Genomic DNA, 11,767 nt, shown 5'->3' on the forward strand with positions numbered 1-11,767 from the left:
CCGGAAGGGCCACGGCCGGGCAGAGGGGCGGGAGTCCACCGGGTCGCGGCCGTCGCGCCCGCTCACAGCGATGCGTAGGCGGCGGTCACCAGAGCCATCTTCCGGGGGTCGTCCGCGATGTGCGGGCCCATACGGTTCATCACGTACCCGAGACTGAGACCTGCCTCCGGATCGGCCAGACCGCACGAGCCGCCGAAGCCGTCGTGGCCCACGGCGCGGGGGTTGGGGCCGTACGAACCGTTCTCGCCGCTGAGCCAGAGTCCGAGCGCCACCTCCGTGTCGTGCCGGAAGCCCCTGCCGAGCACCAGGTCGCGGCAGCTGCCCTGACCCTCGCGGATCCGCTCGGCGGCCTCCGGGGACAGGATTCGCCGGCCGCCGTGTTCGCCCCGCCCGGCGAAGATCCCGTAGAGCGCGGCGACTCCGCGGGCGGTGCCGTGTCCGTTGGCCGCCGGGATCTGGGCCGCGCGCCACTCGGAGGTGTTGGCGTCCGCCGCGCCGACGATCGGGTTGACCAGCGCGGCCAGCGCGACGGGGGTCATCTGGGCGAAGATCGCGGCCTGTTCGCTCGACGGCGCGGCCGGGGGATGCACCAGGTCGGCGGCCCGCCCCGCCTCCTTCTCCGGCAGCCCGATGGTGAAGTCGATGCCGAGCGGTCCGGTGACCTCCTTCCGGAGCAACTCCCCCGGGAGCAGCCCGCAGACACGTCTGACGACCTCGCCGACCAGGAAGCCGTACGTCATGGCGTGGTAGCCGGACCGGGTGCCTGGCTCCCACCACGGCTCCTCGGCGGCGAGAGCGGCGCAGGTCAGCTCCCAGTCGTAGAGGTCCTCGAGGGTGTGCAGTTCACGCAGTCCCGCGAGTCCGGCACGGTGGGAGAGGAGATGGCGGACGAGGATGCCGTCCTTGCCCGCCGCGGCGAACTCGGGCCAGTACGTGGCGACGGGCGCGTCCAGGTCCAACTCGCCCCGGTCGGCGAGCAGATGGGCGCACAGGGCGGTGGCGCCCTTGGTGGTCGACCAGACGTTGACCAGGGTCTCGCGCTCCCAGGGCCGGGTGCGGGCCTCGTCCGCCCAGCCGCCCCACAGGTCGACCACGGTTTCGCCGTCGTGGATCACGGAGACGGCGGCCCCCAGCTCGCCGCGGTCGCGGAAGTTCTCCTCGAAGGCCTCGCGCACCGACCGGAAGCGGTCGTCGCAGTGTCCGTCGATCGTGGGTGCGCTCTGAGACATGGGCCCTCCGTCGCCTCGGCCGGGTGGCCCGGCCTGCCGTGTCCGACTGACACCGAACATACCGACTGGTCGGACTGCCGGGAAGGGTTCCGCTTCGTGTGCACGGGGTCGCGTGCGCGAGGATGGGACCGAAGATCCGCACCCGGGAAGGACCCTACCGATGGCCCGCGACGACTCCGTACTCCTGCACACCGAGGGCCACGCCGCGTACATCACGCTCAACCGCCCCCGGGCGATCAACGCCCTCACCCATCCCATGGTTCACGCCGTCGACGAGGCACTCACCTCGTGGGAGCACGACGACGCCGTGCGTCTCGTCGTGATCACCGGTGCCGGCGAGCGGGGGCTGTGCGCGGGCGGCGACATCCGGGCCATCCGCACGGCGGCGCTCGCCGGGGACCGGAGCGCCACGGACTTCTGGCGGGACGAGTACCGGCTCAACGCACGTATCGCGCGGTACCCCAAGCCGTACGTCGCCGTGATGGACGGCATCGTGATGGGCGGCGGGGTCGGCATCTCCGCGCACGGCGACGTCCGGATCGTCACCGAGCGCTCCCGGGTCGCCATGCCGGAGACCGGCATCGGCTTCGTACCCGACGTCGGCGGTACGCATCTGCTGGCCCGTGCGCCGGGCGAGCTCGGCACCCATCTCGCCCTCACCGGACTGCCGGTGGGCGCCGCCGACGCGCTGCTGTGCGGGCTCGCCGATCACTTCGTGCCGTCCGGGCGTCTGCCGGAACTCACCGCGTCGCTCGCCCGGCTGGAGGTGGCGGACGTGTTGCGCACGTACGCCGGACCCGCGCCCGAGGGTGAACTGGCCGCGCACCGCGGGTGGATCGACTCCTGCTACGCGAGCGACTCGGTGGAGGAGATCCTCGACCGGCTGGTCTCGTACGGCGAGCCGGCGGCGAAGGAGGCCGCCGAGACGATCCTGACGCGGTCGCCCACCTCGGTGAAGGTCACCCTGGCGGCGCTGCGGCGGGCCCGGGCACTCGGCGCTCTCGAACCGGCCCTGGACCAGGAGTTCCGGGTGTCGTCGGCCGCCTTCTCCCGGCCCGACCTGGCCGAGGGGGTGCGCGCCCAGGTCGTCGACAAGGACCGCAGGCCGCAGTGGTCGCCGGCGCTGCTGTCGCAGGTGGCGGACGAGGACGTGGAGCGGTTCTTCGAGCCCCTGGGCGACGACGAACTCGGGCTGGCGAAGGGCTGACCGCGGTCCCGGTGGGACCGACGGTTCCGGCCACGGCGCAGGGCCGAGGCTGCCCGTTGCGGGGCTTCCCGCACGGCGGGCGGGTCCGTGCGTCCCCGCCCGCCGTGCGGTCGTGCCTGCCGCGCTCCGGCTACGACGCCCGTTCTCCGGCCGTCTGCCGGGCGATCCGCAGTTCCACGCTCCGGGTGTGTCCACCCACGGTCACCGCGAGGGTCACCGTGCCCGGTCTGAGCGCCGTGAGCCGTCCCGTCGCCGGGTCGTACGCCGCCGCGTGCCGCCGACGGGCGTCGTCGGGGTCGCCGATGTACAGATTCAGCGATCCCGTCCAGTCCGCGCTGACGGGGAAGGCGACCGGGACCGTGCGCGTGCCCTGCACGATCGTCGCCCGGACGTCCGCGCTGTTCCCGGGAGGCAGCGATGCGGGCGCCTCCAGGGTGAGGGCGTCGACATGGGCCCGCGTCTGGACGGACACCCAGTCCGGCCGTCCCTCCCACGGACGGTGCCGGGCGATCAGCTGCTCGCCCGGGCTCACCTCGTCGACCCCGACGAGCGACCATCCGGTGAAGCCGCCCTCGTCGGCCGGGCCCGCCGGTGACTTCCCCGCGTTGCCGTTGATCAGATACGGGACGCCGTCCACGTGCTCGGCGTGGAAGACGCCCACATGACTGCCGATCAGCCCCGCGCCCTTTCCTGTCGTACGGCGGAAGTCCGCGAGCCACCGCTCGATCAGCGCGGCCTCCTTGCGGTCGCCGAGCTGACTGCCCTTCTGCACGGTGGGATCGCGCGGCGGCACATGCTCGACGACCATCACCGACCCCACGGCCGGATCCTTCGCCGCCGCGTCCAACTGGGCGCGCACCGCCTTGATCTGCTCGAAGCCGCCGCCGCGCAGCGTCAGGCTCGATGTGTCGAGCGTCAGGAAGCGGGTGCCGCGGTGGTCGAAGGTGCGGTGGGCGGGGCCGAACTCGGCGATGAAGTTGTCGATTCTGCCGCCCATCACCTCGTGGTTGCCGGGCACGTAGTACCAGGGAAGATCGCCGCCCAGTTCCTCGGTGAGCACCTGCCGGGCGAACGCCAGGTCCGCGGGTGACCCCTCGTCCACGAGGTCGCCGTTGACGACGACGAAGTCCGCCCCGGACGCCTTGATCTCCCGCAGGGTGCGCCGGGCCTGCCGGACGATCGCGCTGTCGGGGTCGCGGGCGACGAACTGTGCGTCGGACATGACGGCGAACCGCCAGTCCCGGTCCCCGGTCTCGGCAGCGGAGTCGATCAGCGGGTCGGCGGTGCGCGGCTGGTCGGGCAGCGCGATATCGGGCGGGACCTGCGCCGACAGTCCGTCGATCACGACGCGTCCGGTGTACTGCCGGGCCGCGGCGGTCTCCGCGAGGTAGAAGCGGTGCACCGACAGCGGTATGGCGACGCCCGCAGGCACGCTGAAGGTGACCTGACGCCAGCCGGTCCAGTCGACGTACGGCCCTCGCAGCAACTGGTCCGAGCCCGCCGCGTCCTTCAGATGCAGGGTCGGCCAGGCGCCGTTGCCGTCCCCGTCGATCCACAGGGTGAAGGACTGCGGGCGCCCCGGTACGGGAATGGGCCGCGGCGGGTTGGCGTAGGCGGCTCGCGTGGCGGTCGAGCGGGTGAAGTCGTACGTCAGCTCCAGTCCGGTGCCGCTCTGCCCGTTGGGGACGGCTGCGACCGCCCCGGCCGCGCGGGCGTGGCTGAAGGTCCAGGCGCCGGCGTCGTCGAAGGAGGAGACCGGCTGTTCGGCCAGGCCCACGCTGACGGCCAGGGACGTGGTGACGCCCGCGGCCCTGACGGTGATCTGCCCGGCGCCGCCGCCCGTGCGGGAGGTCACCGTGAAGCCACCGGCGCCGTCGTCCTCGACGTCGAACCGCGTGTGGTCGTAGGTGAGTTCCACATCGGCGGGTTCGACCGGGGCGCTGTTGCCCTGTGCGTCGTGACCGACGATGCCGAAGCTTCCGGTGGCGTCGCCGTCGGCGAGCCCGATACGCCGGGTGGTCGGCTCGATTCGGGCGAGATCGTCGAGCACGGTGAGTTCCGTACTGCCCTGGGCCCCGGCCCGTTCGGCGCGTATCACGGCCGTACCGCTGTCGCGGGCGTGGAAGACTCCTCGCTCGTCCATCCGGCCGACGGAGGGCCGCAGCGACCGCCACCGGGGTGCGCCGGCCGCCGGCCCATAGCTCTCGTCGTATCCGGCGGCGGTGAGACGGCGGGTCAGTCCCGGGAACACCCGCTCCGGGTGTCCGCCCCTGACCGGGTCGGCGGTGGGCGCCGAGCCGGGCGGGGTGCGGGTCTCCACCCAGAAGCCGCGGAGCCGGCCGCTGCCGTCGGGCGCGGTGAACGCGAGTCCGTTGGGAACAGTGCGCTCGCTGCCGTCGGAGGGACTGTTCTCCACCTGGAGCGCGTCGCTGCCGGGTTCGCGGGCGAGCAGTGTGGACGAGCCGCCGCCGTCGAGGTTGAGCGCGCTGTGGGCGCCGGCCCGCTGCATCATCAGACCGAGTTCGGTGAGGGTCACCCCGCCGCTGTCGGCCTGCCGCCCGTCGACGGTGATGACCTGCATGGCGCTGCCGTCCCGGGAGAAGCCGACGGCCGTGCGGGGAGCGGCGATGTTGTTGCCCTCGCCCTCGTGGTTCTGCGGTGTGCCGTCGACGACGAGGAGCTCGCGGCCGCCGACCGCGGTGCGCGGGACGGACCCGCTGTCGGTACGGGGCCGGTACTGAATCGACACCGGGTCGCCGGGCCGCAGCGCGGCGAGCGCGGTCGCGCCGGCCTCCCGCCCGACGAGCACGGTGGTGCCCTCGGCCACGGGCCCGCCGCCCGGCCGGTCGGTGACGGACACGACCTTGCCGTCCTGGACGAGCGCCTCGGCGACGGGGGTCGCCGCATCCACGGTCAGCGCACGGTCGGCGCTCCCCCATGCCGCGTTGTAGGCCCCGATGCCGCCGGGCGGGACGTTGGCGGCATTGAGGGCCGCGAGCGGATGCCGGCCGCCGGGCAGGGTCAGCGTGCCCTCGAAATAGAGCTGGAGGACGCGTCCCGCGCCTTCCGGCCCGATGCCGACGGCACGGTTGGCCCCTTCGGCCGGCGAGTGGGTGACCTTGCCGTCCTTGATGCCGGGGCCCTGCGGGGCGCCGGTCTGGTTGATGTCGAAGAAGTCCGCGTTGATCGCGGCGACCGTGCGCCGGCCGGGGCCGGCGTCGTGCGCGGCCGCGAGCCGGGACACCGTGGAGCGTTCGGAGACCTTGCCCGAGGACAGGTAGTCGGCCCGCACACGGCCGCCGTCGAGATCGACGGAGAGAGCGTCGACCCGCAGCCATGTGTCGGACTCGAGCCGGTCGTACGAGGTGAGCCGGACGCCCGGAGCGATCGGCCGGGAGCTGCGCGCCGTCTCGATGCCGTCGCCGTCGGCGACGGATCTCGCGCTTCCGGGAGCTCCGCTCGCGGGGGGCGGCGCAACGGGGCGCAACACTTCGGCCGCGTCGCGGGGGCGGGGGTCGGGGGTCGAGTCGGCGGCGGCCGGGGAGACCCCCGCCGCCAGGGCGGACGCCGTCGCGATCAGCACGACGGCCCGTCTTGCTCTGCCTGGGATCACAACTACTCCTGGATCACGGCTGGTTGAGCGCGCAGTAAGCGCTGTCGGCGGACAGCATCGCGGCGCTCGGGCCGTTGCACCAGAGGGCTTGAGGGACCGTCGGGAGAACAGGCGCTGTCATGATCGTGGATGTCTCGCGATCCTGACGGCCCCGGTCGGGCCACATTCGCGAAAGAATGCCGTAACAATTCACCATGCGAGACGACCGCCACAGCGCATTGACGCGACCTGAAATCGCTGCCATTCTCGCCGATGTGAGTCAAGCTGACATTCTCGTATCGCGCCTGCACGTCGACCTTCGACGTCACGCCAGCGCACTCTGTGCCGCCGGCCGCTGAAACACGCCCAGCTGACCTCTCTTCCCGCGCACGTCCCTCCGCCAGTGGACTTCTGACGGCCTGAAACCTTTCGTGCCCGTCGCGCGGTGATGACACCCGGCAGGACCTTTCCCGGCATTTCCCTGCCATCTTGCGCCGACTCTTTCCTGAATGCATTGCGTCCTTCTCGCGCGCTTTTCAGGCACCTTCGCGTACCCCGAAACGGAATGACATGACCTTCTCCAGGCGAAGCTTCCTCGTGCTGTCCGGCATCTCCGCACTCGCGGCCGCCGGGTGCGGCACCGCGAGTGGCGGCGGCATCCGTAATACCAAGACACTCCGCTATCAGGGCTCGGCCGGCGCCGTCACCCCGCCCGAACTCGCCGCAGCACTCGGCTATCTGGGCGACGTGAAACTCGACTGGGTGGGCGACACCATCAGCGGGCCCCAGGACATCCAGACCGCCGCCTCGGGCCAGACCGACTTCGGCGGCGCGTTCAACGGGGCCGTGGTCAAACTGGCGTCCCGCAAGGCTCCCATCAAGGCGGTCGTCAGCTATTACGGCTCCGACAAATACGCCTTCAGCGGCTTCTACGTCACCGAGAACAGCGCGATTCGTTCCCCGCGCGACCTCATCGGCAAAAAGGTCGGAATGAACACCCTCGGCGCCCATCACGAGGCAATGCTCGACATCTACCTCAAGAAGAACGGGCTGAGCCGCTCCGAGGCCAAGCAGGTGGAGCGGATCGTGATACCGCCCGTCAACACCGAGCAGTCGCTGCGGCAGCGGCAGATCGACGTGGGTGTCCTCGGCGGCATCCTGCGCGACAAGGCCCTGGAGGCGGGCGGGGTGCGCAAGCTCTTCAGCGACTTCGACCTCCGCGGGGCCTTCAGCGCCGGCACCTATGTCTTCACCGAGCGTTTCATCGAGCAGAACCCCGAGACGGCGAAGACCTTCGTCACCGGGGTGGGCAGGGCTCTGGACTGGTCCCGTACGACACCCCGCGAGGAGGTCGTCGCCAAGATGACCGAGATCGTCGCCAAGCGGAAGAGGAACGAGACGGACGCCGCGCTCAAGTACTGGCGCTCCTACGGCGTGTCCGCGCCCGGCGGCCGGATCGCGGAGAAGGAGCTGTCGGACTGGGCGGACTGGCTCACCGAGCGCGGCGAGCTGGAGTCCGGCCGGGTGAAGGTCCCGGACCTCTACACCAATGAGTTCAACGCGGGCAAGAAGACGGGGAGCTGACCGATGACGGCGAAAATCAGTTTCCAGGGTGTCGGCAAGACCTTTCCCGTGCGCGGAAAGCAGACGCCGGTGACAGCTCTGGACGGTATCGACCTCGACATCGCCCCCGGCGAGTTCCTGGTCGTGGTGGGTCCGAGCGGCTGCGGGAAGTCCACGCTCCTCGATCTCCTCGGCGGACTGGCCGAGCCCTCCGAGGGCCGCATCCTGCTGGACGGCCGGCCGGTCTCCGGACCGGGCCTCGACCGGGGCATCGTCTTCCAGCAGTACGCCCTGCTCCCCTGGCGTACTGCCCAGGGCAATGTGGAGTTCGGGCTGGAGGCGACCCGGGTGCCACGCCGCGAGCGAGCCGCCCGGGCCCGGGAGTACCTCGCGCTCGTCGGTCTCGACGGCTTCGAGGACCGGCATCCGCACGAGTTGTCCGGCGGTATGCGACAGCGCGTGGCGATCGCCCGCAGCCTTGCCTACGACCCCGATGTGCTGCTGATGGACGAACCGTTCGCGGCGCTCGACGCCCAGACCCGCGAGTCGCTCCAGGACGAGCTGCTGCGGATCTGGCAGCGCACCGGCAAGACCATCGTGTTCATCACGCACGGCATCGACGAGGCGGTGCACCTCGGGCAGCGCGTCGCGGTGCTCACCTCCCGGCCCGGCCGGATCAAGGAGGTCGTGCCGATCGACCTGGGTGACCGGGATGCCACCGCCGATCCGCGTTCCAGCCCCGCGTTCGCGCACCACCGCCATCAGATCTGGAGCCTGCTGCGCGACGAGGTCAGCCGCGCCCAGCAGCAGGAGAGGGAGGCCGTCACACCATGAGCATCACCACCGAGAAAGCCGCCACGGCGACCGCCGAGCACGCTGCGACGAAGGCCCCCGAGGCGGCCGGCCCGGCACGGAGCGGGGATGCGACCCCGGTGGCCCCCGTCCGCAAGGGCACACTCCCCCGCGTGGCCGGCCTCACCGGGCGCGCCCTGCTGACCGTGGTCACCAGGACGGTCGCCGTCGCCGCGCTCCTGGCCGTGTGGGAGATCGCCCCACGCCTCGGGCTCGTCGACCGGACGTTCCTGCCGCCCTTCTCCGAGGTCGCCGTCGCCTGGTGGGGGCTGCTGACGGACGGTCAGCTCGCCCAGCACGCGCAGGCCAGCCTGGTGCGCTCGCTGTCCGGATTCGGGCTCGCGGTGGCGCTCGCCGTACCGCTCGGACTTCTCATCGGCTGGTACCGGCCGCTCGCCGACCTCCTCGGGCCGCTGCTGGAGGTGTTCCGCAACACGGCCGCGCTGGCTCTGCTGCCGGTCTTCGTCCTCCTGCTCGGCATCGGGGAGACCTCGAAGATCTCCATCGTGCTCTACGCGTGCACCTGGCCCATCCTGCTGAACACCATCAGCGCCGTGCGCAGCGTCGATCCGACCCTTCTGCGGCTCGCCCGTTCGATGGACCTGCCCGCCCCGAAGATCTTCCAGAAGGTCATCCTGCCCGCCTCGGTGCCCACCGTCTTCACGGGCATCCGGCTGGCCGGCGCGATCGCCATCCTCGTCCTGGTCGCCGCCGAGATGGTGGGCGCCAAGGCCGGCCTCGGCTACCTCGTCAACTCCTCGCAGTTCAACTTCGCGATCCCCGAGATGTACGCCGGGATCATCACCATCTCCGCCATAGGTGTGGCCTTCAACCAGCTGCTCGTGGCCCTGGAGCGCCGCTTCACCTCCTGGCGCACCCCGACCGGAATCTAGAGGAAACAGCAGATGTCAGCCGAGACTCCCCGTCAGTTCCATCTCAACGCGTTCCTCATGAACGCCGGCCACCACGACGCCGCCTGGCGCCATCCGCGCACCCAGCCGGAGCGCATCACCGATCTGTCCTACTTCCAGGAGCTGGCCCGCACCGCCGAACGCGGGAAGCTGGACTCGCTCTTCCTCGCGGACGGCGTCGCGCTGTGGGGCAACGCCCGCTACAACGCGGTCGGCGGCTTCGAACCGCTCACCCTGCTCTCCGCGCTGGCCGTCGCCACGGAGCACATCGGGCTGATCGCCACCGTCTCCACCACCTTCAACGAACCCTTCCACGTGGCGCGGAAGTTCGCCTCGCTGGACCATCTGAGCGGCGGCCGCGCGGGCTGGAACATCGTCACCTCGGGCAATGTCGCCGAGGCCAGGAACTTCGGCCGCGAGGAGCATCTGGAGCACGCGGTGCGCTACGAGCGTGCCTCCGAGTTCCTGGAGGTGACGAAGCAGCTCTGGGACAGTTGGCGGGACGACGCGCCCGTCATCGACCGCGAGCGCGGGGTCTACTCCGAGGAGGGTGCGGTCAGCGCCATCGGCCACCGCGGCACCCACTTCCGGGTCGACGGGCCGCTCAATGTGCAGCGTTCCCCCCAGGGCCATCCGCTGCTGGTGCAGGCCGGATCGTCCGAGGACGGCAAGGAGTTCGCGGCCCGGTACGCAGAGGCGGTCTTCACCGCCCAGCAGACGCTGGCCGACGGGCAGACCTTCTACAAGGACCTGAAGTCGCGGCTCGCGAAGTACGGCCGCGGGCCGGAGCAGCTCAAGATCCTGCCCGGCATCTGCCCGGTCATCGGCGGGACGGAGGCCGAGGCGCTGGCGCTCGAGGATGAACTGACGGAGCTTCAGGTGCCTGCGTACGGGCTCCAGCAGCTGTCCGGGATGCTCGGCACCGATCTCACCGGACTGCCCCTGGACGGCCCGCTTCCCGACCTCCCGGAAGAGCAGGACATCAACGGCAACAAGTCCCGCTTCACGCTGGTGGCGGAGCTCGCCCGGCGCGAGGAGCTCACCATCCGGCAGCTCATCGCCCGCCTCGGCGGCGGTCGCGGTCACCGCGTCTTCGCCGGGACGCCGGAGCAGATCGCGGACCAGCTGGAGACGTGGTTCACCGAGGGTGCCGCGGACGGCTTCAACATCATGCCGCCGTATCTCCCGGGCGGACTCGACGACTTCGTCGACCAGGTGGTCCCGCTGCTCCAGGACCGCGGTCTGTTCCGCACCGAGTACACCGGGCGCACCCTGCGCGACCACTACGGCCTGGAGCGCCCCGCGGGCCGCACCGCCCTGGCCTCCTGACCCCTCTCCGGACCACCGCACGTCCTCGGCCAAGCACCCTCGAAGTCCCAACGAAAGGCAGCATCCGCATGAGCAGCACCGGTTTCGACATCCGCCGCATCGGCGGCCGCATCGGCGCGGAGATCCTCGGCGTCGACATCTCCGGGGAGCTCGACCCCGCGATCACCGCCGAGATCAACGCGGCGCTCCTGGAGCACAAGGCACTCTTCTTCCGTGACCAGGAACTCGACGACGCGGCCCAGATACGCTTCGCCTCCCTCTTCGGCGAACTGACCACCGCCCATCCGACGGTCCCGTCCGTCGACGGCCGGCCCAACATCCTCCCGGTGGACGGCGACGAGGGCATCCGCGCCAACCAGTGGCACACCGATGTCACCTTCGTCCGTACCCCGCCGAAGGCGTCCACGCTGCGCAGCCTGGTCGTCCCTCCGTACGGCGGCAACACCCTGATCGCCAACTCGGCGGCCGCCTACCGGGATCTGCCCGAGGCGCTCCGTGAGCTGGCCGACCGGCTGTGGGCCGTGCACACCAACGCCTACGACTACGCGGAGCCGAAGTCCGAGAAGGCCGCGGAGCACCGGCGGCAGTTCGTGTCCACCAAGTACCGCACCGAGCACCCGGTGGTGCGGGTCCACCCCGAGTCGGGCGAACGGGGCCTGTTCATCGGAGGGTTCGCCCAGTCCCTGGTGGGTCTGTCGCCGTCCGAGTCCCGCGACATCCTGCGGATCCTCCAGGCGTATGTGACCCGTCCGGAGAACGTGGTGCGCTGGACGTGGGCGCCGGGCGACCTGGTCCTCTTCGACAACCGCATCACCCAGCACTACGCCCCGGACGACTACGGCGACCTGCCGCGCCTGCTGCACCGCGTGACGGTCGCGGGAGACGTTCCGGTCGGCATCGACGGCACGGCGAGCCGGATCGTCGAGGGCGACGAGGCCGCGCACTACACCCCGTCCGCGGCTTGACATACCGCAACACACGGCGGGGGGGGGGGGGGGTGGGGGGCCGGGCCCCGGGGGGGGATAAAGAAAAAACAGCCCCCCCCCCCCGCGTGTTTGGAGTGTGTCGGGGGGTGGGTGGAATT

General features: G+C 71.2%; 9 protein-coding genes. 7 read left to right on the forward strand and 2 right to left on the reverse strand.

Going from position 1 to position 11,767, the window contains the following annotated elements:
* Positions 1-62: 62 nt before the first annotated feature.
* A complete protein-coding gene (locus ACFWU3_RS15390) occupies positions 63-1,229 on the reverse strand; it encodes a serine hydrolase domain-containing protein (protein WP_384436629.1) in 1,167 nt (388 codons plus the stop codon).
* A gap of 160 nt (positions 1,230-1,389) precedes the next feature.
* Here ACFWU3_RS15390 and ACFWU3_RS15395 point away from each other — a divergent pair, with 160 nt between their 5' ends.
* On the forward strand, positions 1,390-2,436 hold the full coding sequence (locus ACFWU3_RS15395) for an enoyl-CoA hydratase/isomerase family protein (RefSeq protein WP_384436632.1): 1,047 nt from the start codon (positions 1,390-1,392) through the stop codon (positions 2,434-2,436).
* Positions 2,437-2,566: 130 nt separating this feature from the next.
* On the opposite strand, the gene ACFWU3_RS15400 is transcribed toward ACFWU3_RS15395, so the two are convergent.
* Positions 2,567-6,049 (reverse strand): phosphodiester glycosidase family protein, encoded by a 3,483-nt coding sequence (locus tag ACFWU3_RS15400; protein WP_384436635.1) that lies wholly within the window; start codon positions 6,047-6,049, stop codon positions 2,567-2,569.
* Positions 6,050-6,243: 194 nt separating this feature from the next.
* Between ACFWU3_RS15400 and ACFWU3_RS15405 the strand changes: the two genes are divergently transcribed.
* The 6 genes from ACFWU3_RS15405 (at position 6,244) to ACFWU3_RS15430 (ending at position 11,648) form a co-directional block, all read left to right on the forward strand.
* Positions 6,244-6,387, forward strand: coding sequence for a putative leader peptide (locus tag ACFWU3_RS15405; protein ID WP_384436638.1), 144 nt, complete (start codon positions 6,244-6,246; stop codon positions 6,385-6,387).
* A gap of 211 nt (positions 6,388-6,598) precedes the next feature.
* Complete coding sequence (locus tag ACFWU3_RS15410; protein WP_384436641.1) at positions 6,599-7,612, forward strand: ABC transporter substrate-binding protein; 1,014 nt, start codon at positions 6,599-6,601, stop codon at positions 7,610-7,612.
* A 3-nt stretch (positions 7,613-7,615) separates the two neighbouring features.
* Positions 7,616-8,425: an ABC transporter ATP-binding protein gene (locus ACFWU3_RS15415; protein WP_384436644.1), complete on the forward strand. Its 810-nt coding sequence runs from the start codon at positions 7,616-7,618 to the stop codon at positions 8,423-8,425.
* Complete coding sequence (locus ACFWU3_RS15420) at positions 8,422-9,336, forward strand: ABC transporter permease (RefSeq protein WP_384436647.1); 915 nt, start codon at positions 8,422-8,424, stop codon at positions 9,334-9,336. Before ACFWU3_RS15415 ends, ACFWU3_RS15420 begins: the two co-directional genes overlap by 4 nt.
* Before the next feature lie 12 nt (positions 9,337-9,348).
* Positions 9,349-10,683, forward strand: coding sequence for an LLM class flavin-dependent oxidoreductase (locus tag ACFWU3_RS15425; protein ID WP_384436650.1), 1,335 nt, complete (start codon positions 9,349-9,351; stop codon positions 10,681-10,683).
* Positions 10,684-10,751: 68 nt separating this feature from the next.
* Positions 10,752-11,648 carry a TauD/TfdA dioxygenase family protein gene (locus tag ACFWU3_RS15430; protein WP_384436653.1) on the forward strand — a complete coding sequence of 299 codons (897 nt, stop codon included), beginning with the start codon at positions 10,752-10,754 and terminating at the stop codon, positions 11,646-11,648.
* Positions 11,649-11,767: the final 119 nt, after the last annotated feature.

Source organism: Streptomyces sp. NPDC058685, assembly GCF_042714725.1.
Lineage (GTDB): Bacteria > Actinomycetota > Actinomycetes > Streptomycetales > Streptomycetaceae > Streptomyces.